At 62.4% G+C, this 25,222-nt stretch carries 25 protein-coding genes and 1 pseudogene; 12 read left to right on the plus strand and 14 right to left on the minus strand.

Going from position 1 to position 25,222, the window contains the following annotated elements; genetic code table 11:
* Positions 1-33 precede the first annotated feature (33 nt).
* Positions 34-834 (minus strand): 2,3-dihydro-2,3-dihydroxybenzoate dehydrogenase, encoded by an 801-nt coding sequence (locus G8767_RS05760; protein ID WP_166809584.1) that lies wholly within the window; start codon positions 832-834, stop codon positions 34-36.
* A complete protein-coding gene (locus tag G8767_RS05765) occupies positions 822-1,052 on the minus strand; it encodes a phosphopantetheine-binding protein (RefSeq protein WP_003942230.1) in 231 nt (76 codons plus the stop codon). The genes G8767_RS05760 and G8767_RS05765 overlap by 13 nt, the downstream gene beginning before the upstream one ends.
* A 198-nt stretch (positions 1,053-1,250) precedes the next feature.
* On the opposite strand from G8767_RS05765, the gene G8767_RS05770 reads away from it, so the two are divergent.
* Positions 1,251-2,408, plus strand: a complete 1,158-nt coding sequence (locus G8767_RS05770; protein WP_206028986.1) for an isochorismate synthase — start codon at positions 1,251-1,253, stop codon at positions 2,406-2,408.
* A gap of 7 nt (positions 2,409-2,415) precedes the next feature.
* Here the strand turns inward: G8767_RS05770 and G8767_RS05775 are convergent, their stop codons facing one another.
* The gene (locus G8767_RS05775; protein ID WP_124566210.1) at positions 2,416-2,814 is read right to left on the minus strand and encodes a DUF1801 domain-containing protein; all 399 of its coding nucleotides are present in this window, start codon (positions 2,812-2,814) and stop codon (positions 2,416-2,418) included.
* Between the two features lie 203 nt (positions 2,815-3,017).
* On the opposite strand from G8767_RS05775, the gene G8767_RS05780 reads away from it, so the two are divergent.
* Together G8767_RS05780 and G8767_RS05785 are read left to right on the plus strand one after the other, a co-directional pair.
* Complete coding sequence (locus G8767_RS05780) at positions 3,018-3,965, plus strand: hypothetical protein (RefSeq protein WP_206029027.1); 948 nt, start codon at positions 3,018-3,020, stop codon at positions 3,963-3,965.
* Between the two features lie 95 nt (positions 3,966-4,060).
* Positions 4,061-4,668, plus strand: a pseudogene (locus G8767_RS05785) (DUF3105 domain-containing protein).
* Between the two features lie 34 nt (positions 4,669-4,702).
* On the opposite strand, the gene G8767_RS05790 reads toward G8767_RS05785, so the two are convergent.
* Positions 4,703-5,167: a hypothetical protein gene (locus G8767_RS05790; RefSeq protein WP_046378448.1), complete on the minus strand. Its 465-nt coding sequence runs from the start codon at positions 5,165-5,167 to the stop codon at positions 4,703-4,705.
* Positions 5,164-5,928, minus strand: coding sequence for a 4-hydroxy-tetrahydrodipicolinate reductase (gene dapB / locus G8767_RS05795; protein WP_003942179.1), 765 nt, complete (start codon positions 5,926-5,928; stop codon positions 5,164-5,166). Before dapB ends, G8767_RS05790 begins: the two co-directional genes overlap by 4 nt.
* Positions 5,929-6,030: 102 nt before the next feature.
* Here dapB and G8767_RS05800 point away from each other — a divergent pair, with 102 nt between their 5' ends.
* Both G8767_RS05800 and G8767_RS05805 read left to right on the plus strand, forming a co-directional pair.
* Complete coding sequence (locus tag G8767_RS05800; protein WP_166809586.1) at positions 6,031-8,070, plus strand: ATP-binding cassette domain-containing protein; 2,040 nt, start codon at positions 6,031-6,033, stop codon at positions 8,068-8,070.
* A complete protein-coding gene (locus tag G8767_RS05805; RefSeq protein ID WP_095970616.1) occupies positions 8,067-8,801 on the plus strand; it encodes an energy-coupling factor transporter transmembrane protein EcfT in 735 nt (244 codons plus the stop codon). The genes G8767_RS05800 and G8767_RS05805 overlap by 4 nt, the downstream gene beginning before the upstream one ends.
* A 12-nt stretch (positions 8,802-8,813) precedes the next feature.
* Here G8767_RS05805 and G8767_RS05810 read toward each other — a convergent pair whose 3' ends face one another.
* Complete coding sequence (locus G8767_RS05810) at positions 8,814-9,422, minus strand: TetR/AcrR family transcriptional regulator (protein ID WP_095970617.1); 609 nt, start codon at positions 9,420-9,422, stop codon at positions 8,814-8,816.
* A 225-nt stretch (positions 9,423-9,647) separates the two neighbouring features.
* On the opposite strand from G8767_RS05810, the gene G8767_RS05815 reads away from it, so the two are divergent.
* Entirely contained in the window at positions 9,648-10,595 is a 948-nt protein-coding gene (locus tag G8767_RS05815) for a metal-dependent hydrolase (protein WP_095970618.1), read from the plus strand.
* Complete coding sequence (locus tag G8767_RS05820) at positions 10,595-11,755, plus strand: hypothetical protein (RefSeq protein WP_166809587.1); 1,161 nt, start codon at positions 10,595-10,597, stop codon at positions 11,753-11,755. Before G8767_RS05815 ends, G8767_RS05820 begins: the two co-directional genes overlap by 1 nt.
* A gap of 54 nt (positions 11,756-11,809) precedes the next feature.
* Here the strand turns inward: G8767_RS05820 and G8767_RS05825 are convergent, their stop codons facing one another.
* Positions 11,810-12,859 carry a biotin/lipoate A/B protein ligase family protein gene (locus tag G8767_RS05825; RefSeq protein ID WP_166809588.1) on the minus strand — a complete coding sequence of 350 codons (1,050 nt, stop codon included), beginning with the start codon at positions 12,857-12,859 and terminating at the stop codon, positions 11,810-11,812.
* A gap of 278 nt (positions 12,860-13,137) precedes the next feature.
* Here G8767_RS05825 and G8767_RS05830 point away from each other — a divergent pair, with 278 nt between their 5' ends.
* On the plus strand, positions 13,138-13,293 hold the full coding sequence (locus G8767_RS05830; RefSeq protein WP_166809589.1) for a hypothetical protein: 156 nt from the start codon (positions 13,138-13,140) through the stop codon (positions 13,291-13,293).
* A gap of 19 nt (positions 13,294-13,312) precedes the next feature.
* Here G8767_RS05830 and G8767_RS05835 read toward each other — a convergent pair whose 3' ends face one another.
* The 3 genes from G8767_RS05835 to G8767_RS05845 all read right to left on the minus strand — a co-directional run bounded on the left by G8767_RS05835 (position 13,313) and on the right by G8767_RS05845 (position 15,940).
* The gene (locus G8767_RS05835) at positions 13,313-14,128 is read right to left on the minus strand and encodes a MerR family transcriptional regulator (RefSeq protein ID WP_166809590.1); all 816 of its coding nucleotides are present in this window, start codon (positions 14,126-14,128) and stop codon (positions 13,313-13,315) included.
* A gap of 52 nt (positions 14,129-14,180) precedes the next feature.
* On the minus strand, positions 14,181-14,687 hold the full coding sequence (locus G8767_RS05840; RefSeq protein ID WP_166809591.1) for a VOC family protein: 507 nt from the start codon (positions 14,685-14,687) through the stop codon (positions 14,181-14,183).
* 71 nt (positions 14,688-14,758) lie between these two features.
* Complete coding sequence (locus G8767_RS05845; protein WP_166809592.1) at positions 14,759-15,940, minus strand: SGNH/GDSL hydrolase family protein; 1,182 nt, start codon at positions 15,938-15,940, stop codon at positions 14,759-14,761.
* A gap of 109 nt (positions 15,941-16,049) precedes the next feature.
* Here G8767_RS05845 and G8767_RS05850 point away from each other — a divergent pair, with 109 nt between their 5' ends.
* The gene (locus tag G8767_RS05850) at positions 16,050-16,625 is read left to right on the plus strand and encodes a TetR-like C-terminal domain-containing protein (protein ID WP_166809593.1); all 576 of its coding nucleotides are present in this window, start codon (positions 16,050-16,052) and stop codon (positions 16,623-16,625) included.
* 163 nt (positions 16,626-16,788) lie between these two features.
* Here the strand turns inward: G8767_RS05850 and G8767_RS05855 are convergent, their stop codons facing one another.
* Complete coding sequence (locus G8767_RS05855) at positions 16,789-17,697, minus strand: tyrosine-protein phosphatase (RefSeq protein WP_166809594.1); 909 nt, start codon at positions 17,695-17,697, stop codon at positions 16,789-16,791.
* 392 nt (positions 17,698-18,089) lie between these two features.
* Positions 18,090-19,013, minus strand: a complete 924-nt coding sequence (locus G8767_RS05860; RefSeq protein ID WP_166809595.1) for an alpha/beta hydrolase — start codon at positions 19,011-19,013, stop codon at positions 18,090-18,092.
* 173 nt (positions 19,014-19,186) lie between these two features.
* On the opposite strand from G8767_RS05860, the gene G8767_RS05865 reads away from it, so the two are divergent.
* The gene (locus tag G8767_RS05865) at positions 19,187-20,650 is read left to right on the plus strand and encodes a cellulase family glycosylhydrolase (protein WP_166809596.1); all 1,464 of its coding nucleotides are present in this window, start codon (positions 19,187-19,189) and stop codon (positions 20,648-20,650) included.
* Positions 20,651-20,700: 50 nt separating this feature from the next.
* Here G8767_RS05865 and G8767_RS05870 read toward each other — a convergent pair whose 3' ends face one another.
* Positions 20,701-21,363 (minus strand): GAP family protein, encoded by a 663-nt coding sequence (locus G8767_RS05870; protein ID WP_166809597.1) that lies wholly within the window; start codon positions 21,361-21,363, stop codon positions 20,701-20,703.
* Positions 21,364-21,498: 135 nt separating this feature from the next.
* Complete coding sequence (locus G8767_RS05875; protein WP_166809598.1) at positions 21,499-23,091, minus strand: D-alanyl-D-alanine carboxypeptidase; 1,593 nt, start codon at positions 23,089-23,091, stop codon at positions 21,499-21,501.
* Between the two features lie 86 nt (positions 23,092-23,177).
* Between G8767_RS05875 and G8767_RS05880 the strand changes: the two genes are divergently transcribed.
* Both G8767_RS05880 and G8767_RS05885 read left to right on the plus strand, forming a co-directional pair.
* The gene (locus G8767_RS05880) at positions 23,178-24,503 is read left to right on the plus strand and encodes a serine hydrolase domain-containing protein (protein ID WP_095970630.1); all 1,326 of its coding nucleotides are present in this window, start codon (positions 23,178-23,180) and stop codon (positions 24,501-24,503) included.
* A 43-nt stretch (positions 24,504-24,546) separates the two neighbouring features.
* Entirely contained in the window at positions 24,547-25,185 is a 639-nt protein-coding gene (locus tag G8767_RS05885) for a PadR family transcriptional regulator (RefSeq protein WP_124566228.1), read from the plus strand.
* Positions 25,186-25,222: the final 37 nt, after the last annotated feature.

Below are 25,222 nucleotides of genomic sequence, written 5' to 3' on the forward strand. Positions count from 1 at the left end.
CTCCTGTTCGAAAGTACTGTCAGCAACTACGTCTCACGCTTTGAGCGTCGCTCCACCGTCGACGTACAGCGCCTGCATGGTGATGTGGGCCGCCCGGTCGGACAGCAGGAAGTGCACCGAGTCCGCGATATCGTCTGCGGTGGCCAGTTTTCCGAGCGGAATACCCAGGCGATAGCTCGCCAGATTGCCTTCGATGACGGCGTCGGCACCCGAATCGTCGGAAGGGTCCGACCACAATGCCCGCTGCATCGCTGTGTCGGTGGATCCCGGAGCGACCACGTTGACACGAATCCCGTCTGCGGCCAACTCCAGTCCAGCGGTTCGAACCAACATGGTGGCGGCAGCTTTCGACGAACCGTAAGCACCCATCCCCATACGTGGGACACCGGCCGCATTCGACGAGACCACCACGATCGCCCCGGCCCGACGGCGACGCATTTCCCGTCCCACACTTTGCAGCACGTTCAGCAATCCGAAGACGTTGACGCCGAATATCTTCTGCCACTGATCTGGATCGGAGTCCAGCACCGACCCGGTGTCGAGAATTCCGGCGACGTGCGCGAGAGCATCGATCCGACCGAACGTGTCCATCGTGGAGGCCACTGCCGCGTCGACTGCCTGCCGATCGGTCACGTCCACGACGTGACTCGCGACATCGGCGCCGTCGACGATGGTTTCTGCCAATTCCGCAGTTACCCGCTTCAATTCGACGTCGTCACGATCGAGAAGCGCCAGCGAATACCCGTCACGGGCAAGAGTCCGGGCCACTGCGGCGCCGATCCCCGCCCCCGCACCGGTGACCACGGCGATTCTGCGCTCACTCACTGCGGGCACAGGACCTGAACCCAGGCATTGATCGTGGGCTCTTCTGCCAACTCCGCGAAGTCGGCATCCGCGCCCGCCCCCCGCCACCGTTCGACGAGCGTCATCAGGCGAACCGAGTCCAGGCCTTCGTCACCCAGGTCCGCGTCGTCGCCGAGTTGTTCTGCCCTCATCGACAGAACCTCGGCGACGTCGCGCACGATCTGGTCACGGTCCACGGTGTTGCTCATCGGTCTCCTCGGGTAGTGGTCGACGCGCTCAGATCGAGCCAACCCATCTCGTGTCGACCCCGTCCGCACGCCTGACTTTAGGCCAGCCTAACCATAACGGTACGGAAGTACACAACCCGGACGGCCACGGCACAAATTCACCCGAACTAAGGCTAGCCTCAACATAGCAAGTAATCCTGTCGAACTGGAAGGGTGTCCATGTCAGCACTCGCCGAAGTCTCCGAATTCCCGTTGCGCAACAACCGGACTGACGATGAAACGGACTCCGTTTTCCTGCTCTCACGTAGGCAAACGTCGATCCGCACTTCGGGAGTGGTCGAAGAATTCGACTCCGCCTTCGATGCCGCCGAAGCCCTCAAAACCGGGCGGATCGACTCGGTCGTCGGCGCTCTGCCGTTCTCCCCGGAGACGCCGTCCGCCCTCACTGCGCCACTGAGTTTCACTCGGGTCCACGGTGATCTATATCACTCGAACATTCCGACACTCCCCACTTCGCGGGTCGCGGAATTCGAACCGAGCCCGCAGATCCACACCGACAGGGTCCGCGGCGCCGTCACCCGCCTTCGAGCAGGCGAACTCGACAAAGTTGTCCTCGCACGCTCCCTGACCATCGAAGCCGAGTCCGCGATCTCCCCCTCCGCCTTGGCAGAGAAGCTGATCGCACTCGACCACGCGCACAACGGCTTCTGCGTCGACCTGTCCCCTGCCGGAGGGAAATACCGCGGGCGTTCGCTGGTCGGCTCGACGCCCGAGGTTCTGATCGAACGGCGAGGCGACGTCGTCACCTGCCACCCGTTGGCGGGCTCGATTGCACGCCACCCGAATTCGGATCAGGACGAGGCGAATGCCGAGCAACTCCGCGCTTCGACCAAAGATCTCGCCGAACACGCGTTTGTCGTCGACTCCATCAGTGCGATACTCGGACCGCTCTGCACATCGTTCACCGCACCCAGTGCGCCGGAACTACTTCGGACGCCGCAACTGTGGCACCTCGGGACCAAGATCGAAGGTGTTCTGATCGACCCGAGCGTGACCTCGCTCGAACTGGCGATGGCGCTGCATCCGACTCCTGCCGTCTGCGGAACACCGACGGTCGCCGCACGCGAGCACATCACCGCAACCGAAGCCGATCGTGGGTTCTATGCGGGTGCCGTGGGCTGGTGCGACCGGACCGGAGACGGCGAGTGGATGGTCGCTATTCGTTGCGCCGAGATCGCAGCAGACGGCCTCTCGGCGCGGGCCTACGCCGGCGGCGGCATCGTCGCTACTTCCGATCCGGAAATCGAATTGAGAGAGACCAGTACGAAATTCCGCACGCTACTCAGTGCGTTCGACCTCGCTGAACATCAGCTCTGACAGGGCGTCACTTCTTCGAGGTGTTCAGGGCAATCGCGGCGTGAACGAGTGCCTTGAACGCCTTTTCGTCGACGGCTTCACCCTCGTGGAAATCGATCGCCCGCCGCGTATTGCCCTCGAGGCTGGAGTTGAAGAGACCTGAAGCGTCGTCGAGTGATGCGCCTTTGGCAAAAGTCACCTTCACTGCGCTCTTGTAAGTCTCACCGGTACAGATCATTCCGGCGTGGTACCACACCGGAACGCCTCGCCACTTCCATTCCTCCACCACATCCGGATCCACCTCTTTGATCAGAGTTCGTATTCGGGAGAGCATCTCGCCCCGCCAGTCTCCGAGTTCCTCGATTCGCTGGTCGATCAACTGAGACGGGGAATCTGCATCTTGCTTGTCGGACTCACTCTTCGCCATCGCTTCGTCACTTCCTGCTCGTTGTCGCCGATCTCCAGTGAGTCGAGTATCCCCTCCTGCACCTGCATTCACTCGGCGAATCACTGACGCATCACGTCGTCTCGGCATCGGCCGTTTCTTGCAAACTCGGACGAAGTGAGACGGACGTCCAGTATTCTCCGGGTACTAAGTCCCGATTCTTCGGCCCGGAGGTCTGCATCGTGATGTGGAATCGCCCGCTTGCCCATTCAGTCGCTGCGGCTGCCGGCTCGGTTGTTCTCGCCGCCGCGGTCGTGGGCATTCACACTGTTCCAGCGTCGGCGCAACAAACCCCGCGTGTCTTCGACGTACTGTGCACGCCCACTGATGCAGGCCTTTCCGAGCTGTCCGGACTCACGGTCACAACAACCGGGATGTATGCAATCGGCGACAGCGGCTCCGACGACCGGGTCGCCGAACTCGATTCGAACTGCCACGTTCAGCGCTGGATCGACGTGGACACCCCTCGCGTCGACGTCGAGGATCTCTCGTCGACTCCCGACGGCCACCTGTGGCTGGCAGACATCGGCGACAACAACGCGGTACGAACGTCGATCGGGCTGATCGAACTCGATCCGGCTTCGGGTGCCACCACCTCCTACCCCCTGGCTTATCCGGACGGGGCCCATGACGCCGAGGCAGTGCTGATCCAGAGCGACGGGCTTCCCGTGATCGTCACCAAGGACTACCTAGGCGCAAGCGCGGTCTATACAACCGCTGAGCGACAGCACGTTCAGGATCTGAGTACGGCGCCGCCGACCATGTTGGCCAAGGTAGGTCAGCTCAGATTCACTCCCACCCTCACTTCCGGTGGACCGATCCCCCACGCCGGAACCATGGCTGTCACGGGCGGCGCCGTGAGCAAAGACGGCACGGTGGTAGCACTGCGCACGTACACCGACGTCTATCTCTACACAGCCCCCGACGGTGATGTCGTGAAAGCCTTGACCACCAAGCCGATTCGGGTGCCCCTTCCGGACGAGCCACAGGGTGAGGCGATCGCGTTCGACGCGGCCGGTGATCTGATCAGTGGCTCCGAGGCGTACCAAGGGTCGCTGCCTCCGCTCCGAATTCTCCGAAGCGCCAGTGACATCGCGCTCTCGGGCGGGACGACAAGCTCTCTCGGGTCGTAGTCGATTCACGTCCCGGGAAAGCGGACAGGCGCCGCTATCATGGCCGAGTGAACAAACAACTTCGAGCGACAGTGGCGATCTCGGCAGTTCTCGCGCTGGCTTCGTGCGCGAATTCCCTCGAAGGAACACCTCGACCGGATGCGTTTGTTCCGAGCGTCGACAATCCGGATCCGTCCCGAGCCATCGACGGAGTTGTCACGGTCGACTACCCAGCAGCCCAACACGTACGGCCGAACGAACGTGTGGCGTACACACATTCACCGCCCTTCGGCGGTCGCCATGACTCGGTCTGGGCAACTGCACCGGAGTTGTCTATCCGCAAGCCATTCGAACCGAAAATGCGGTCCATTCCCTCGAACACGGGGCCGTGTGGATCACGTACAACCCCGACCTCGTCTCGAGCGAGGATCAGGCTCGCTTGGCGCAGCGAGTCGAAGGTATGAGCTACACGTTGATGTCGCCGTATCCGACCCTGGATTCGCCGATCTCACTGCAGTCTTGGGGCCGTCAACTCAAGCTCGACAACGCCGCGGACGCTCGCATCGACCAATTCGTCTCGGCTTTGCGGGTCAACCCGAACACGTATCCCGAAGTGGGCGCGACGTGTTCGGTGCCGGTGACGAGTTTCGACCCGAACAACCCGCCGCCATTCGACCCCACCGCTCCGGATCCGTCTTCTCCCACAACGGTTCCCGAGCGGTAGCGTCTCAGCGGCCCCCTCGCCGCAGCAGAGATACCTACTTGCCTCGAGAACGGCGTTCCAGTTCCACTGCCCGGCGCATGGTTTCCCGAGCCCGGCTTCGGTCACCGGCGTAGTCGTAGGCGCGAGCGAGTCGGAAGTTCTGCTTCCAGTTGTCCGGGTCCGCTTCCCAGTCGACCTTGATCTGGGCGAACAACTCGTCGGCCGCCGCTCGCTCGATCCGGCCCGAAGGCAGTTTCGGAAGCGCAGACGCGTCGACGGCGAGGCCCTCGTCGTGAATCTGCTGCGCGAGACGCTGGTGCGTGAAGCCGGCACGGAGCGTGGCGATGACGAGCCACAGCCCGAGGAAAGGCAGAATCAGCACTCCGATCCCGAGACCGATTGCGGCGCCACCGCCGTCCTGGATGAGCTGGATTCCGCGCTGACCGAGCAGCACGAAGTACACCGCTAGCGCGATACAGATCGCAACGATCAGCGCGAGAGTGCGGGTGGTCTTGTTCATAGATCGAGGAAGGAATCGATACCGACCGTCAGGCCCGGACGAGAGCCGATCTGGCGGACTCCGAGCAGAACGCCCGGCGCGAACGAATTCCGGTCGATCGAGTCGTGGCGAATGGTGAGCGTCTCGCCCTGCGTTCCGAGAATCACTTCCTGATGCGCAACCAGTCCGGCCATCCGCACAGAGTGAACCCGGACGCCGTCGACGTCAGCTCCACGTGCGCCCTCGAGCTCGGTCGTGGTGGCGTCCGGACTGCGTCCGACGCCCGCTTCGGCGCGAGCCTCGGCGATCATGGCGGCCGTTCGGTACGCGGTACCCGAGGGGGCATCGGCCTTGTTGGGATGGTGGAGTTCGATGACCTCGACAGAATCGAAGAAGCGTGCCGCAGCAGCGGAGAAGCGCATCAACAACACGGCACCGATAGCGAAGTTGGGCGCGATGAGAACACCCGTTGCCGGCTGGGCGTCGAGCCAGGACTGCACCGTCGCAAGCCTGGACTCGTCGAAACCGGTGGTGCCGATCACGGCGTGAATTCCGTTGGCCACGAGGAATTCCAGATTTCCCATGACGACGTCGGGGTGGGTGAAATCGACCACTACCTGAGTGCGGGTGTCGACAAACGTCTCGATGCGATCACCGGTGTCGACCTGAGCGACAAGTTCCAGATCGGGAGCAGCTTCCACTGCCTCGCAGATCGCTCGACCGACCTTGCCCTTGGCTCCCAGAACCCCGACCCTGATGGGTGCTGCACTCACGTCTTCCACGCTCCGTCCGATCCATTGTTTGAGGTGAAGCCTACGCAATCGCGCAGATGCGCTCACCATCAGTCGGGCAGGAGTTATGTCACCACTGGCACACTGGACGTAGTGAGCAACCGTCCGCAAGTCCGCGAAACCGGCAACCTTCGACCACTCGAGTTGGCAACGGGTGCCGTCATGGCCGGATTCACGGTCGCGTTGTCCGTCATTGCCACGGTCATCCCCATGGCCAGCGCCCTCAACCTCGTGGCAGCGGTTCCGATGGGAATTGTCGCCCAGCGCTTCCGAGTCCGCGCCGTGACGACGGCCGGTGTCTCGGCTACTGCGGTCGCCTTCGTCGCGGCGGGTTCAGGATCTGCGGCGGCGGTCGCGCTGAGCGCTCTCCTCGGCGGAATCATCGGTACCGTCAAGCGGCGCGGTCTCGGCTTCGTCTCCGCGTTGCTCTCGTCATGTGTCATCGGGCCCGCGCTGGCGTTGTTCTCCATAGTCCTGTTGCTTGTTCTCGCGCCCCTGCGCACCTTGTTGCTGACCTCGCTCGAGAACACCGCGCTGGGTGTGGCCGCAATCTTGAAGCGCGCCCCCACGCTGGTCGGGGCAGCCGAATGGATCGAGAACAGCATCGGCTCGATCATCGACTACTGGTGGTTGTGGATCGGCGTGTCCATCATCTCCGGAATCGTCCTCAGTACCGTCGTCTCCTATTTCGTCCTCGGTGCCGTCCTCGACCGATTGGCGGCGCTCCCCTCGTCCGATCCACTCGAGACGACACCCGACGACCGTCCGATCGATCCGTTACCGGTCACTTTCGATCACGTGGGCTTCACCTATCCGGGTGCATCGACGCCGGCCCTCGTCGACGTCAACTTCACGGTGCGACGAGGAGAGTTCGTCACCGTCGTCGGCCACAACGGCTCGGGCAAGTCCACACTCACTCGGTTGCTCGCCGGTCGCGCGCCGACTGTCGGGACCCTGACGAGACCCGGTTCCGCCGGTCTGGGCCGACACGGCGGAACCGCCGTTGTCCTCCAACGTCCCGAGAGCCAGATCCTCGGAACCCGGGTCGCCGATGACGTCGTCTGGGGGCTTCCCCCCGAGTCACATCCCGACGTCGATGCGCTGCTGGCCGAAGTGGGACTCGCCGGAATGGGCATGCGCGAGACGTCGGGGCTGTCCGGCGGCGAGATGCAACGCCTGGCGGTTGCCGCGGCTCTGGCCCGGCGCCCCGCGCTGCTGATCGCCGACGAAGCCACCGCGATGGTCGATCAGGCGGGCAGGGAGGAATTGGTCGCGCTCCTCGCCGAACTGTCACGCCGCCATCCCATGGCCGTGGTACTCGTCACCCACCACCACGCCGATACGCGTGCCGCAGATCGGGTGATCCAACTCCAGCGTGGAAGGCAGATCGATCACCAACCCGGCTGGATGACGTCGACGTTCGCGGGTCCTCCATCTGCACCGTGGCCGACCAGCACACGTGCTGTACTCCAACTCACCGATGTCACCCACACGTACAACGACCGGACTCCGTGGTCGCGACGCGCACTGTCGGACGTGAATCTGACCATCGGCGACGGGGAGGGACTCCTGGTCCTGGGCGGCAACGGTTCCGGTAAGTCGACTCTGGCCTGGATCATGGCGGGCTTGATCACGCCGAGCAAGGGAACCGCAGTCTTCGACGGCAAACCCGTCTCACGCCAACTCGGCACCGTCGGCCTCACGTTCCAACATTCGCGGTTGCAGTTGCAGCGTCGAACCGTCGCCGAAGACATCGAGGCAGCCGGCGGTCCGGAGATCGGATCCGTACAAGTCTCGTGGGCACTCGACGCCGTCGGACTCGATCGTCACATCGCAGGTCGGAGCATCGACGAGTTGAGCGGCGGACAGATGCGACGCGTCGTGCTGGCCGGTCTCCTCGTCCGCCAACCCCGCGTACTCATCCTCGACGAACCCCTGGCCGGTCTCGATCCACCCGGCCGACACGAAATCCTGAACGTGCTCAGGTGGATTCGTCGGAACGGAACCGCAGTAGTCGTCATCTCGCATGACGTCGACGGCATGGACGCCGTGTGCAGCAGAACAATTCGACTGTCGCAGGGTCGCATCCTCGACCCTGCCGCCAGCAGCACTTTGGAAGGATCGACGACGTGACAACACTTCTGCGCGAAGTCCCGACTTCATCGCCGATCCACCGATTGTGGGCCGGAACGAAGATCGTTGCGGTGGTTCTCGTCAGCATCGTGGTCGTCGCCGCCCCGTCCTGGCCGGCGATCGGCGTCGTACTCGGATTGTTGTTGCTGACCGCGGTAATCGGACGCATCCCCCCGACTGCAGTTCCTCGACCTCCGTGGTGGTTGTGGGCGCTGATCCTGCTCGGCGCGTTGATCAACCTTCCGATCGGCCTCGACGCAGTGTTCCTCTACCTGCAAGCTGTGACGTTCGGTCTCGTATTGCTCTGCGTCTCACTGATGTTGGCGTGGACGACGTCGATGAGCGATGTGGCCCCCGCCTTGGCGACGCTGGGCCGACCACTTCGTTTCTTCAAGATTCCCGTGGATGAGTGGGCAATCGCGACGGCACTGTGTATTCGTTCGCTTCCGCTGTTGATCGACGAGATGCTCACCCTCGTTGCGGCGCGGCGACTGCGCCCGAAAGCTGTGGTGAACAGCGCGGCCGACAATTCGATAGTCGACCTGATCACCACAACCATGTCGGTGGCAATTCGGCGATCTGCCGAAATGGGCGAAGCAATCTCCGCTCGCGGGGGCACCGGGTTGATCGCGGCATACCCCAAGCGCCCTCAGCTGGCCGACCTGTTCGCCCTGGTCGTCGTCATCGCAGCGTGCGCGAGCGCGGTCGCTTTGACGATAATTCTCCGCTGACCGGGCCACCTGTCACCGAACGGGCTGGGCGATGATCGCCGAACCCATCCAGCGTCGCAGGTATCGCCGCAGTTCCTCGTCGCTCCGCTTCGGGTCGCCGGGCGCGAGGAAAAACGACTGCATCGTCCGCAGGACGTATTCGACCAGTTCCTGAAGTGACGCGTCGTCGTAGCCGTAACGCACCCAGTCCACGTCGAAACGGGTGATCATCGCCATTCCGAAGGCTTGCGCCTCCTGAGAGGTCAGACCTTCCGGGTGCACACTCGAATTCGTGCTTGTGAGCAGAATGCCGAGATGCGGCGTTCGGTGGACCTGGGTCAGTGTGTAGACAACACCCTCGGTCATCGCCTCGACGGGATCTTCGATGCCGCTCACGTGTGTGGCGAGTCGATCGAGGTAGCCGTCGACCGACGCGATCGCAGCTGCCCGCATCAGAGCGTCGGCGCTGGGGAAGTATCGGTACACGGTCTGCCGGATCACGCCCAGTGACTCCGCGACGTCGCCGATACTGATTTCCGAACTCGTTCGTCCGATCAGCTCGACAGCGGCCTCGACAATTCGACGAGACGCATCTTCGTCACTGTCCGGTGGATTGCCGCCCCACCCACGCCTTCGTGCCACTGCCCACTTCCTCGGTCGAACGAGGCTCGAACCATGTCTTTGCGCTCGAAGTCCAAGAGCCACAGGCTAACACAAGCAAGTTTTGCATCTGCGTCCCTCGAATTCACTCTCGTCGTCGAAAGTGAACATACAACTGCACACCAATATGTATGATCACTGCCACACGTGGCTTTCAGTGCCAGAGCGGCCACCTGACCAGCCCCTCCGAAAGACGAGGTTCGACAAGTGACCAACCTTCAGCCCCGAAAGATGGATTTCGGATTCGAGGATCATGACGTTCCCTTCCTGTGGAACCCGGAGAATCCGGCTTGGTCGAGCATGTCCAACGCGGTCTCGTTCCTGGCCATCGGTTTCGAGAAGATGATCGTGAAGATGATCATGCAGACCAAGTCGCGGATCAGCGATCCGGAGGTCGCCGAGGAAGCCGTGGCATTCATGCGTCAAGAAGGCCACCACTCGACCGCCCACCGCCAACATGTGAAGGCGCTGATCAGGCGCTACCCCGGACTGCAGAACACGCTCGACGCCGTGATCGGTGAATTCGATCTGCTGACCGAGGCGACCTCGCTGAACTACCGGCTCGCGTACACCGCTGATCTGGAGGCGACTTTCACACCGGTGTTCAAGCTGATGCTCGACAACGAGGCGACCTTGTTCCGTCCGGGAGACGATCGCGTCGCGTCGCTGTTCATCTGGCACTTCGTCGAGGAGGTCGAGCATCGCAGCTCGGCACTGATCATCTTCAATTCCGTTGTCGGAAGCGAGCTTTACCGAATGCGGATGGCGCCGTCGATCTTCGCGCACGTGATGAAGGTGATTCGCATCGCCTGTGCAGGGTTCAACCAGCACGTTCCGCTCTCCGAACGGCAAGTCGACTCGCTGTCGATGTTCGCCATGCACCGCACCAAGCAGAAGATTCTGACGTCATTTGCGCCCTACCTGACCAAGGGCACCATGCCCCGTGCCTTCGATCACCTGCAACTCGGCGAACAACTCGTCGCACTCGGCGGTGTCTTCCGCAGCCAGATGCCCAATCACAACCCGGACCACGAGAAGCTCCCCGCATTGGCCGACCAGTGGTTCAAGCGTTACGACGACGGCTACGACTGCACACGCTGGTACACCGCCGAATCTCAGGCACAGGCCGAGTCGATCACGTCAGGGGCCAACTGATGGCAGAGCACTGCTCCCCCACATTCGCGCAGCTCGCAACAGAACTCGGTTTCTCCTGCCAGGAAGCAGGTGGACTCGTCGAGTTCCGTAACCCGGCGGCGCTCGAGAACTGGACCCTGCCCGTCCTCGAATGGACGATCATCGTCGGTTCGGTGCTCGCACTGGTGTTGGCGATCGTGCGACTGCGCCGCAACGGTGACCCCACCAACTTGGTTCTCTGGTTCGGCGCCACCGCCTACCTGTTCATCATCGAGCCTCCGCTGTACTTCCCGGCGGCATTCGGCATCGAAGAACAAGTGGACACGATGTTCGCGCACAACGTGTTCACCGTCGACTTCATGTGGGGTCGACTGCCGCTGTACATCATTGCCATCTACCCGCTCATGGCGACACTGGCCTTCGAAATAGTCAGAATGCTCGGCGTTTTCCGCAAGTACGGTCCACTACTGGGCGCAGTCTGCGTCGGCTTCGTCCACCATGCGTTCTACGAAATCTTCGACCATCTGGGACCCCAGTTGCGATGGTGGGAGTGGTCGACGTCGAACCCGATCAACCAACCCATGTTCGACGCGGTTCCACTTCCCAGCGTGGTCGTCTTCGCCGCGCTGTGGCCCATGTCGTTGGCATTCTGCGTCCAGTACTTCGTCGGACGGCACGTTGACGCCGGCAAGCACTTCTCCGGACTTCAGTTGGTGTGGCGCACCATCGTCATCGGCCTTCTGGCCTCGCTGGGCACGTTCATTCTCCCGCTCCCGGCGACGGTCTTCGGGATGGGTAGCGACACCGTTCGTGGGTTCCTCTACGCGGCGGAACTCGCCGTCCTCACAGTGGTCGCGATCGTGGTTCTCGTCCGGCAATGGCGAGACTTGCGCTCGGCTGAATCGAACACTCCCGCACACACCAACAGATTCGTACAGGTCTACAGCGTGGTGTACCTGGTTGTCATGGCCGTACTGTGGGCGAGTGCGCTTCCCGACTTCTTCGACGCGGTCGACGGTTCCACCAGCGCTGGGGATCCCATCGGAAATCTCTGGTACACACTGGCGTGCTTCGTCATCGCAATCCTGTGTGTGAGCGCAACTTTCACAATTCCGAAGAGGAACTCCGTCGTCGACGACGCTGAACTTCTCGGGGCACACTCAACGACCCCGGCTACCTAGGTCGACCGGGACGAGACCCCTCGGGTCTCGTCCCGATTTCCCGATTTCCCAGGGTCACGGGACGCGGTGAGTCCACGCTTCGGTGCTGAACTTCGTGTCCACCAGCTTGCGCGCCTGCTCCAACTCCGAGTCCGTGTAATCGCTGTCACGGGTGTCGTATTGGCCTCGGAAGTGCTGCGCAAACGACTCCAGGATCGCCGCGCGTGTCATTCCGGTCTGCGAACGCAACGGATCGACACGTTTGGCTGCACTCTTGGTTCCCTTGTCCGACATCTTCTCTCGTCCGATTCGCAGCACCTGCGTCATTTTCTCCGCGTCGATGTCGTAGGCCATGGTCACGTGATGGAGCACAGTGCCGGACGCGAATCGCTTCTGAGCAGCGCCGGCGATCTTGCCCTTGTCCGAGGCGATGTCGTTGAGCGGCACGTAACGAGCGTTGATACCGACCTCGGCAAGCGCTCCCATCACCCACTGATCGAGAAATGCGTAGGACTGCTCGAAACTCAAACCTTCGACCAACGACGCCGGTACGGCCAACGAGTACGTGATGCAGTTGCCCGGTTCCATGAACATCGCTCCGCCACCGGAGATTCGGCGCACCACGCCGATGCCGTGCCGCGCTGCCGCCTCGGAGTCGACCTCGTTACGCACCGACTGGAACGATCCGATCACGACCAGGGGCGAGTCCCAGTCCCAGAATCGCAGTGTCGGCGGACGCTCACCCGATGCGACCTCACGCGCGATGACCTCGTCCAGCGCGACGTGCATCGCGGGATCGAGAACCACCGGCGGGATGAGGTCGAACGTGTGATCCGCCCAACTCGTGGCGTGACCGAGTGCGCGCCGGATCGCAATGCCGACCGACTGGGGCGTGAAGCCGATCATCGAGACGGACTCGTCGAGCGCCGCGGAGATGGCTTGCGCCAACTGTTCTGCATCCGAGTCGGCGGGCATTCCGCGCAACGCTGCGTTGATGTCGTCGAGCGCGCTGTCTGGCTCGAGGAAGAAGTCCCCCGAGACTGCGACGTCGGCTAGTCGACCATCCGCCACCTCGACGTCGACCGCGACCAGTTTTCCACCAGGAACCTTGTACTCTCCACGCATTCGTCCAGCCTATCCCTGCGGGATTCTTTGCGGTGAGCGCCGTCGAAGATCACACCGCGTGCGCAGTGCGCATCTCTTCGGCCGGCAAGGTGATCAGGCTCTCACCGCTGTAAGTCACTGTGGGGCTGCACAATCGCGCCTACGGGACTGCACGCGTCAGACCCCGGCCATATGGTCTCGAGCAACGGCCATACTTCTGCCGACAGGCGAGATGATCTCTGGGGTGGGAGGATTGCCGCAACGAGCCAACTCGCTGGCGAGTCACAACGGAGGTAGACATGAAGGTCCCGGCGTTCCACTCGGCGGTTCCTTCGGATCTCGACGTCTATCACGACAACGAAAGCTGTATCTTGGCCGCTCGCATCGCAGTGGCCCATCGAGCCCCCGGGGTCGACGGCCGACCGTGGTGCACTGCCTGCGCATCGTTGGACTGACGAGCGACTTCCAGCTCACTCACACCCACGTCGCCGATTCGGGGACAACTCCATTGGCCAGAGCGTTCGCATCGATGACGGCGTGGATCCACGCAGCCAGACCGGTCTCGACCTGGTCGAAGAACTCGGAGAAGCCCGGATCGGCAACGTACATCCGCCCCAGGCACACGTGCATCGAAAGTGTGCAGTCGAAGTAGACGCCGATAGACGCTCGATGCCGTTCTGCCAGCGAATTCGCCTCGTCGCTTCCCGGTTCGACGCCGGAGCGGCACGCCGACGCCAGATCGTCGTTGAGCGTCTCGACGCCGTCGGCGATCTTCTGCCAATCCTCAGCGGTCCTACCCGCCGACCGTTCCGCGTGCTGCGCCCACTGCGCGCTGTCGCCCCAACGCTCGTGCGCCTCGGTTCCCCATGACGGCTGCCAGTGCCGGCCGAAGATCGAGACCTGTTCGTCTGCCGGCAACAGCACACCCGACTTCCTGGCATCGATGATGCGATCCAAGGACTCGCCCAGTGCCTCCAAGTCGGCGATCCGTTGCCGCAATTCGGCGCGCTGCCCACGCAGCGTCTCGTCCACGTGGAGTGCGGGCGCTTCGAGCAATACCCCGATCTCGTCGAGCGACAAGCCCACGTCACGGTAGACAAGCACCCGGCCGATGCGGCCGAGGTCCGCGTCGGTGTACTGCCGGTAGCCTCCGTCGCTGCGACCGGACGGGCACACCAAACCGATTGCGTCCCAATGATGAAGGGTACGTACGGTTACGCCCAGTCGTGAGGCGGCTGCACCGACAGTCAGAGCACTGTCTGCGTCGTCTCCGAAGAGTTGGTCCGTCACGGCATCCAGTTTGACAGACGCGGTGCGGGAGGCCACGGCGTCAGACCGCCGCTCAGTCGCCTGGTCCGTCAATTCCCATACCTCGCAGATACTCTGCCTCGGCACTGTTCGGGTCGTACGGACGAGCGGCAGTCATGATCACACGTGCATTCTCCGGTGTCACAATTTCCAACTCGAGGGAATTCCACGGCTTCACGTGCGGTCCGCTGGTGCATCCGGCCCGCAATTCCTCGCACGCATTTGCTATCTGGCCGATCTGGCTCAGCACACACGCAAAGCTCACGCTGACGGACGGTGGCGAATCTGCTCGCTCACCGGGTACGAGCAAGACGTCCTGAAATGCCCAGCGTCGCAGGTGCGTCAGTCGATCAGGCACCGAAAAGAGGTCGAAGAAGCCGAGTCCGCGGATCCAGAAGTCGACCGATTCGGCCAGATCCGAAGTAGGAATCGAGACGAACATCGGCATTCCGTAGAGACCTCGGAACTGTTCCGGAGGCGCAGCATCGGTTGTAGGAACAGGGACGGGGCTGATGTCGAATGCTGGGTAGGTGTCGGTCATGAAGTCATCGTGAGCCCTCACGCTACGTCAGGGTCAAATCGTGTGAACTCGGATCGAACCAGATTGCGCGATTACACCTGTCCGGCGAATACACCGCCGTCTGCGAATACACGTTGGGCAAAGCGTTCACCGATGAGACGATGCGTTGCAGCGTCCGGATGGAGCTGATCGGGAAGCGGCAGCTCCGCATTCTCGGCCGCACCGTAGAGATCGCACCCGTCGACGTAATGCAGATTGGGATCATCGACCGATCGCTGGGTTACGATGCGCGCCAACTCTTCCCGAATCGAGCGCAGCGTCAGCTTCCCGGATGCACGCTCGGCGGGATCTCCGGTGGCAACGAACCGCATTTCGCCTCTGGCAAGTGCATCGAAATCGAAAGCACCAGGTCCCGGCGTGTCTTCGTGAATCGGGCAATAGACCGGCGAAACGACCAGCAGCGGAGCCACTGGATGACCGTCGCGAACCGTGTCGAGGAAGCCGTGCATTGCCGATGTGAAGGCCCGCAGACGCATCACGTCGGAGTTGACCAGATTGATACCCATCTTGATGCTGATCAGGTCAGCAGAAGTGTCTCGCATCGCGCGGGCGATGTACTGGTCCAGCAGAGCGCTGCCACTGAACCCGAGGTTGATCAGATCCACTCCACCGACGGAGGCTGCAAGAGCAGGCCAAGTGCCGGAGGGACTTTCAGCGCCGGATCCTTGACTGATCGAGCTTCCGTGATGGAGCCACACGCGGCGCTTCGTGTCGTCCGCGGGTTCGAGTGGGGCGTCGGTTCGAAGTGCGACAAGTTCGGTGGTCTCGTTGTGCGGCAACCAGATCTCGACATCCTTCGATCGCGTGGGCAGGTCCGCGAAACGAATGGTGCTGACGGGCCCGGACTGTTTCTGAGCGGCGCCGGTCGCCATGTCGATCGTCACCGAATTGCCGCCCATGGCGCTTGCTTGCCCGGCCAGTTCGCCGTCGACGAGCAGGTCGTACACCCCTTGTGGTCTCGGCGGGGCGCCGGTGTAGATCATTTTCGTAGGCAGAGTATCGAGTTCGATGCTCGTAGCGCTGGTTCGGAACACAAGCCGCACTCCGGAGGGTTGTGATTGCGCCATGGCCATCTGCCCGTCAGCGAAGAGTGCGCGAGCCCTCGCAGGCAGACGGTGCGTCAGCACACCGCATTCGGTCCGTTCGATTTCGAGGGCTCCGCGCACGATGTCCTCGGAAATTTCGGTAGTGATCCAGCTGCTCTGGCTGTGCATGTCATTCACCTGTAGATAGCTTGCGTATAGTTCAACTACAGCACACAGTAATTTGCCTATACTGTTTAGGCAAATTAGTTTCACTTTTCGACGAACAGGACCAGCGGACATGCCTCGCGCAGGACTCACCCCCGAACGCCTCGCCATGGCGGGTGCCGAATTGGCCGACGAGGTCGGCTTCGAGCAGGTGACCGTATCGGCAGTCGCCAGACAGTTCGACGTCAAGGTCGCGAGCCTGTACTCCCATGTGAAGAGTTCGAACGACCTCAAAACCAGAATCGCATTACTCGCCCTGGAAGAGTTGGCCGACCAGGCTGCCGACGCCGTGGCCGGTCGGTCCGGCCGCGACGCCTTGACCGCCTTCGCGAACGTCTATCGCAACTACGCGAAGGCACACCCCGGCCGGTACGCCGCGTCGCAGATGCGCCTCACCCCGGAGGCCGCAGCAGCGAGCGCTGGCTTCAGACACTCGCAGATGATGCGATCGATTCTGCGCGGGTACAACCTCACGGACCTCGACCAGACTCACGCAGTTCGGTTGCTGGGCAGCGTTTTCCATGGCTACGCCAGCCTCGAGTTGGGTGGATCGTTCAGTCACAGTGCACCTGACAGCGCGGAAAGCTGGTCCAGGATCCTCGAGGCACTCGATTCGATGCTGACCAATTGGCCAGCGTCGAGTCCGTGATCAGACGCGATCTTTCGAGTAAAGTTCTTGCGCCACTTGGCAATCGCATTCGACCGAGAAACACTGGAGGGTGGACGGTTCTCGAACTCTCCGACCCGGGTTTCGCCCGCTTTGGGACAGCAGAGGTACTGAGTGCGCAAGAAGCCGAGGTGTGGGACTGCGCCTAGACGAGAAGCTTGGCGCGCAGAGAGTCGATAGTGCCCTGGTCGACGCCGAGGCCCTCCCGTACGTAGGTGTCCATGCCGCCGTAGAGCCGGTCCACCTGGGCGTACGCCGCATCGAGCCACGACAGGTCCACCGCGTCGTCGCGGCCCAGGTAGGTGTTCGACGCCATGAAATCGGCACTGATGACCTCACGCGGGACACCGAGGATGGTCAGTAGGATCGCGGTGCCCCAACCGGTGCGGTCCTTCCCTGCACTGCAGTGGTAGACGGTTGCGCCGTTGGAGTTGTTCGCGATCGCAGTCAGCAGGTCACGGAAGGCGACATCAGAGCCTCGGTAATTGACCATGAAGGGGTAGCCGATGCTCTGGCCGATGTTCGAGGTTCCGTTGACTGCGCCGTCGATCAACGCGCGACCGAGAGTCAGGGGAACGAATTCGTGGAACGCGATGCCGTGTTCGATACTGACGACGTCGGCGACCTGGTAGGTGACCCCGGCAGGGATCCGATCGGGATCCTCCGCGCGTTCGGAGGTGTTGCGCAGGTCGACGTCGAGGGTCAGGTTCGCGGCGGTGAGTTTGGCCAGATCAGACTCACTGAGCGAGCTGAGCTTGTTGGAACGGAACACCATTCCTGTCCGGACGGTCCTGCCGTCGGTAGTCCGGTAGCCGCCGACGTCGCGGAAGTTCCGCGCCTCGTCGAGCCTGATCGCGGCCGCGGACGGCGGTGGGATCTCTGGCAGCGGCGGGTGCTCGCCGGACGATCCGAACTGGCTCGAACCCGATTGCAGGTCGCTGCTCGAAGCGGAGGCGAATGTGGGACCGGTCAGGGCCGCAACCACGGCAAAGAGCGCAGCGAGGGCGAACCCGAAAGGGCGCGCCCCTCGGCGGCGCGTGTAAGCAGTCGTCATCGTCGTCCTCTCACTCACTGTGCGTGACGACCCCGCGCCCCCGCAAACTCACGTACGAGATTACAAGGGTGACGCGCTCCTCGTCCCGACTTTGCTCCAGAAACCGGACAAGTGTTCAGGTGCCCGGATTGTCGCCGTCGTGCGGGAAGAAACTCGTGCCGGTCACCGCAGCGCCATCGACCACGCCGGACCCGCTCGAACTACAGACCGCGGCCACAGCCGCTCCGACATTCCGGGGCGTCTGTAGCCGAAGGGATGGGATCCGCGAACCCTCGACGGCCTGATGAAATCTGTGGTGAGCCGCGAGTTGTTCCATCGTCAAGCACTCGACCAATATCTGACACCGAACACACGCCGCGTGTCCTCGGCACACTGAACCGCGCCCGCGCTTGTCACGCCGACTCGTCGTCGAGACGGCGCCGAAGCCAGGCACCTATATCGAGCGCAGCGCGGCGGGCAACAGGCGTTGGATGGTTTGTAAATCCGTGCGGGACATCAGGATAGAGGCGCAAGTCGACGTCGTTGCCTGCCGCCGACAGCCGTGCCACCATGGCGAGATTCTCGGCCAGGACCACGTCGTCGGATCCGATGACAACGAGGGTCGGGGGCAGGCTGCTCAGGTCTCCGAAGGTCGGAGAAATATCCGGGACAGTGCGATCACCGACATGGCCGACGTAGGCTTCGATGAAGTATTCGTCGCCGATGGTGCGGCCGGCGGGAGTCTGAGCACTGACGTCGTACGTGCCGGCTTCCAACACGGCACCCGAGAACGACATGGCCAGACCTCGATCACGAAGCCGTAGCAATGTTGTCATCACCAAGGTTGCTCCCGCCGACATGCCACCGACGGCGAGCTTGGTTGTCCCGAACCGTTCGGCCGCGACATCGAGCAGCCACAAAGCGACTGCCTCACAGTCGTCCGGCGCTGCCGGCCAAGGGAACTCCGGCGCAAGCCGGTAATCGACGGTAACCACTGCGACCCCGACCTCGTCGGCAAGTCTCGTACTTCGGGCGTCAGCGCTTGCCGCCGAACTCATGTAGAAGCCACCGCCCGGAAGGTACAGATAGACCCCGTTGACCACGCCATCTTTCGGTGTGACCACACGGACCGATATGGCTCGGCCGTCGACGTCGAGTATGTGCTCGACAGCTCGGGTCGGCGGCGCGGGATCAACCACTCTGGAAGCGCGCACCGCGAGCAGTTCCTGCAGAGAACTCGGACCGGTGCCAGCGGTCCGTGACTCGTAGAACGCACGCGTGATCGCCAACTCGTCGCCGGGTAGTCGTTCGACCAGTTCAGTCAGTGCAAGTTTCACAAATGCTCCCTCGGGTCGCGACGTGTCGACAATTCTCGCACCTCGAGTAGCAGCTTCGAGTCGGCGTGCCCAGCAATGTAGTCGTGACGGGTATGTGCGAATTGCGCCGCAATAAGGACGTTCTCCCGCTAGCCTCAACTCGGAATTGGACGTTTGTCTAGAAAGGTCGACGGATGCGTGCGCTGTTGCTTGCCACCCTTGCAATCCTGGCTGTCCAGCTTGCAGCCCCGGCGGCAAACGCTGCTCCTCCGGAATCGGGCTGGACACTCCCCCGATTGACCGTCGCAGATCGAACGATCAAGGACGTCGACGGACGAACGGTGTTGCTCCGCGGCGTGAACGCCAACGGCCTCAATGACTACGCAACCAACGGCACCGGTCTACCCACAGTCACGCCGCTGGGAAGAGCGGACTTCGCGCAGATGGCCGCGCTGGGCTTCAACGTCGTCCGACTCAACGTCGCGTGGTCCCTCCTCGAACCGACTCGCGGTGCATTCGACACTGCATATGTCGACCGGATTCGAGGCGCAGTCCAGAACGCGAAAGATCACGGCATCTACACCGTTCTCGACATGCATCAGGACGCATGGGGCCCGTATGTCGGCACCCCGAGCGACCTGTCGTGCCCGTCATTCATGCAGCCGGGAGTCGGCTGGGACGGCGCACCCGAATGGGCAACCCTGACCGGCGGATGGACAACCTGCAACATCGGTGGACTCCGGGAGGCTGCACCGGCGATCGGCCACGCCTTCCAGGCGTTCTACGACGACGAGCAAGGAATCCAGAGTCGCCTCGTGGCGACGTGGGCGAGGTTGGCCGCCGAGTTCAAAGGCGAACCAGCGGTAGCCGGATACGACCTGTTGAACGAACCGAATCCCGGCCTGCGCGACCCATTCACGGCAGCTGATCAGATCGGGCAGTTCTACAAGCGAGCCACCGACGCCATCAGACAGGCCGAAGCAGGCGGATTTCCGCACCTCGTGTTCTTCGAGCCCAGTGCGATCTGGTCGGCTTTCGGCTTCGACGCGCTGCCCCCACGCCAGTACCTGACCGATCCTCTGGTGGTCTTCTCGCCCCATCTTTACAGCGAATCGATAACAGTCAGTAGCGAATTCCCCGCAATCGAGGACGGATTCAAGATCGCCGACCGCGCTGCCGCCTGGTACGACGCACCGTTGTGGACGGGCGAATGGGGCTGGTTCGGGGACGCCGACAAGCAGGGGGCAGACGTCGACCGCTTCGTCGACGCCACCGACCAGTACCGGATGGGCGGCGCCTGGTGGTCGTGGACGCAAGCGTGCGGTGACCCCCATCCGGTTCGAGACGGCAATACCCACCAGCCGCAAGGAAATCTGAATCGCATCGACTGCCCGTCCGGCGAATCACTCGGACTTGTAGAGGGATTCGCGGTTCCACTCTCGCGTGCTTATCCGCGAGCAGCGCCCGGCACGCTGACGAAGGTATCGCGTGACGGGTTTGCCGGGAGCGGCACGGGGCGGGTCGAGGCCTGGTACCCGGGCACCGGACGGCCACAACTCGAGACCACGAATCTCACCGACGTCCGCCTGGACCCGATCGAAGGCGGTTGGCAACTGATCGGCCACGCCGACGGCGAATACGCGGTGAAAGCGACCTGATCGGACACTCACCCGGCTGTCCCACGTCCACACCACGTGAAAGCGCGGTGTCAGAAGATTCCGCCGATTCCCTTGCCGATCAGTACAACTCCGACGACCAAGATCAACACGCTCATCACCGTGGTGTTGTTGTCCTGGAGCCAGACCTTGAGCTTGGCCAACGGCTCGCGCAGGCGGTCAGCAGCCACCACGTATCCGACGACAGGTATCGCCACCGTTGAACTGGCGATGATCGTGAAGACGAGGACGGAGGCGATCACTCCACTGGTAGCCAGCGACGCCGAACCGATCGACACTCCTGCCGCGATGCACATCAGCAGGTTCTTCGGGTTGATCGCGGCGAGGGCGAATCCTAGGCCCAACCCCTTGACCGCGGTCATCTCGTCGATGGCGTGCATCCACTTCGGCGTTTCGTGTTCACCGCTGCGCCCTCGCCATTGCTTGACTCCGACCACCAACAGGAGGACGCCCAGCGCCAGTTTGATCCACGAAGCAGTGGTGGACGGTCCATCGTCCGAGGTGCTCAGTGCGCTGGAAAGAAGGACGAAAAGAAATGTGGCAATGAAGATTCCGAGTAGCCAGCCCACCGCGAAACCGATGCTCGTGCTACCGGCGCGCTTGGAGAGCAACATCAAGATCGTCGCGATGACGGCCACCGGGGAGACGGCGACACCGACGGCTATGGGGAGGAGATCTCCGATAACGGATCCCATGTCAACACTCGTTTCTCATCGGGACGCAGTCGATACCGCTGCGCGACAATGCTGACACTGCGAGCGCCTGCGTAATTCATGCCTCGTTCGAAAGGGATGAGTGCCCGGACCGCCGTACCTCTCACTCGCCCCGAGTCAGTTCGTCTGTGCCTGTTGGAACGCAGCGGCAACGCCCCCGACGTCACCCCCGACTTGGAAGACTCCACGAGGCAGATCGGGAAATACTGCATCGCTGACGGCTACGACGAACAGAAGTCGGCGATCATCGGGGGTGATCATGTAACCGGACAGCGCCTGAAGGGTCACTATCAACCGGCCGGTGTCGGGTTCGACGTCGGCAGACGTTCCCGTCTTACCGATGATCTTCCCCTTCGCGGGACTCTCGGTCCCGACGCCGGACAACGAACCGCGCTCACCGAGTACCGGTTGACCGGCCCAGAACGTGTCGGCCCAGGGCTGCTGGTCCACCCAGCCGAGCCAGTCGACGACTGCCGCGGGTGTCGCTTGTGACGGGTCTCCGCCCTGGCCGTCCATGACCACAAGATCAGACGCTGCAATACCTGCCTTCTCGGCGAGTGCCCTGACGGTCGGTAAGCCGTCGCTGCACGACGACGATCCTTCCGCTACCGCCAACAGACACAGGAAGGTGTTCGCGCCGGTGTTGTAGCTGGTCGCGAGGATCATCCCTCCCGACTCCGAAAGTGGTGCCGATCGAAGGCTCGCAACCTGACGACTGCCGGTATATGTCTGATCGGCAGGCAGAGCAGCTGCGTCGTTGGTCCGAGATACCGTTTCAACCTCGATTCCGTTGCGACGCAATGCCTCTACGAACAGCTGCCGGGCCCACGACGGTGCATCGGTGATGCGGTGGACAGTCAGCGACGTCTTTCCAGCCGGTACCGACCCGGTCACGTTGATCTGGGTGGGATCGGTCGGGTCCGCTGCTGCCTTCAGTGTCGAGTCGCTACCTTCTTCACCGGTGATGACCTGCGCATCGACGCGGAACAGGCTGTTCCCGGGAAGCATGTCGATGGTGGCGGGCTCACCTACCGCACCTGGCCGGGCCTGGATATCGACGAGATTGTCGTTGACGAAGATCGACGGAACGAGGCCTTCGACCGTCGCGTAGGTGTCCCACAGACGAGGGTCGACGAGGACGTCGCCTTTGACACGAGTGATGCCGGCGCCGGCTACTTGTCGGGCGAGATCGTTCAGTCCCGCAAGGGGATCGCCGGGCGCGAGAACGGCTCCGGGTAGGGCGTCGGCGTACACGTGGTCGATTCCGTCGGTGGCGAAGTCGAATCGACCCTGCGCCGCATTGCGCCCGCCGAGCGCAAGGTCGCCGGAGCCGACGAGCACGAGATCTCCGGCGAGAGTGCCGTCGACGGGAACGGAGGTGGCATATACGGGGGTCGAGACGGTGTGGTCAACGCCGAGGCTGTCGTAGGTGGTGCCGACGGTGAAATGTTTGGTCTGCGAGGCCAGAAACATCGAGTTGTCCGCGTTGTTGCTGTAGATCACCTCGTCTGTGTCGGGGTCGACCACGAGATACGACCAGTTAGCCATGGAGTAGGGATCGGTGGTCATGATGCGGGTTGCCTCGTCCGGAATCTGGAGCATCGGAGTCGATGTGACACCGGAATTCGACGGCTGCGCCGAACATGCGGTGAGGACTACGCCGACGCTGACCAAAGCAACAACGGCGCGAACTGATGTGGTGGACGACATGGACACTCCTGAGGATTCATGACTGATTTGTCGTAATTTACTGCAAAGTGCAGCATGCAATGTGCAGTATCACTTAAAGTCTTTTCATGAACTCTTACGGGAAGTCGACAGCACGACACGACGCCAAGGTTCGCAAAGTGGCCGTCGCCGGCATCGCCACGGCGTTGTTTCTCTCAGCCTGTTCGTCCGCAACCGATTCCGCGTCCCCCTCCTCGTCTGCGCCGACCTCCGCCGGGTCGACTGGCAGCGCCGTCTTGTCTTTCGACAGCGCTGCAATGGATTCCGTCGTCTCCGAGAAGGCGGAGGGATTCCGCGAGATCGCGATGGTGGTCATGATCACGACACCGACACAGAAGTACGTCAACACATGGGGTTCGGTCCGAGAAGGCGTCAACGAGCCTCCCACTCTGGACACCAAGGTTCGCGTGGGCTCGAACACCAAGACCTGGACCGGCACGGCAATCCTGCAGTTGGTCGACGAGGGCAAGCTGGCGGTAACCGATCCGGTCAGCAAGTTCCGCCCCGATGTCCCCAACGGCGACAACATCACGATCGGCGACCTACTCGACATGCGTAGCGGCCTGTACAACTACACCGAAACCCTCGAACTCAACCAGGCGCTCGACGAGCAACCGGAGCGAGTGTGGACACCCGAGGAGCTGCTGGCGATGGGGCTGAGCCAGCCGCCGTATTTCGCGCCAGACACCGGCTATCACTACTCCAACACCAATACCGTTCTCCTCGGCTTGATCGCCGAGCAGCTGGACGGCAAGCCGATTCAGCAGATCTTCGCGGACCGGTTCTTCGGGCCACTCGCACTCGCCGGGACATCGTTTCCTGCGAACACCGACACCAGCATCCCGACGCCCTATGCAAACGGGTACACCTACAGCGGGAACGTCGAAACGCTCGGCGAAGGCAAACAAGCGCTCCCACAATCTCGCCTCGACGCGATCGCCGCAGGCACCGAAAGGCCGACCGACACCACGACGCACAATCCTTCGTGGACATGGTCCGCAGGTCAGGGAATCTCTACTGCGAACGACATGGCGACATGGGTCAAAGCTCTAGGCACCGGTTCGCTCCTGAGTCCGGCCACCCAGGAATTGCGTGTGAACAGTGTGCAACCCACAGATGGCGAGGGATCTGCGGGATACGGATACGGCATCGCTCAAATGGGTCCGATGTACGGCCATATCGGCGAACTTCCCGGCTACAACTCGTTCATGGGGTACGACCCGGTCAACGATGTGACCATGGTGGTGTGGGGAAATCTGGCACCAACCGCTGACGGTTTCGCACCGGCGTCTGCCGTCGCCGGAGCGCTCGTCCCCTTCATCTACGGCAAACCTGCGCAGGACGCATCCGACGACATCGCCGACACCGAGGATGCGAACGGCGAAGGGAAGTGACACTTGTAGGCTTGGATGCCAACCGCGGAGCGAAGGGAGCCATGTGGCTCAGCGTGATCTCACACCCACCTCGTACATGATCCTGGGACTGCTGACAGCCAAGGACTGGTCCGCATACGAAATCGCCGAGCAGGTCGGACGCGGGGTCGCCGAGTTGTGGCCCAGCGCGGACCGCCAGCGATACAACGCGCCGAAGATATTGCTCGAACGCGGCCTGGTCACGGCGACCACGGTCACCAAAGGCACTCAGCGCTCACGCACTGTCTACTCCATCACCGACGAAGGCCGAACAGCACTGAGCGACTGGCTCGCGACCCAGACCACGCCCCCCGCCTTGCAATTCGAAGGCATGATCCGCGTGATCTTCGCCCACCAAGGCACGATCGACGACCTGCGGTCCACCCTGACTACCACGCGCGAACAAGCTGCTCGATCCCGAAGTCTGTTCGTCTCACACGCACAACGAATTTCGGCCCCCGAAGCCGGCACACTCCCCCAACAAAATCACCTGATGGCACTGGCCAACCGATTCATGATCGGCCACTTCAACCACATCGCAGAATGGGCCGACTGGGCGTTGGAAGAAACTGCCGACTGGCCCGACACGGTGCAACCCGCAACAACCCACCGAGAGCGCACCATGTCCACCCTCGCCCGTGCGATAGACGACGGAAGTAGCTAGCTTCCGCAGCGAAGACCGAAGAGGGCCGGTTCGACGG

Origin of the sequence: Rhodococcus sp. IC4_135 (assembly GCF_011602025.1) — a bacterium.
Lineage (GTDB): Bacteria > Actinomycetota > Actinomycetes > Mycobacteriales > Mycobacteriaceae > Rhodococcus_F > Rhodococcus_F baikonurensis.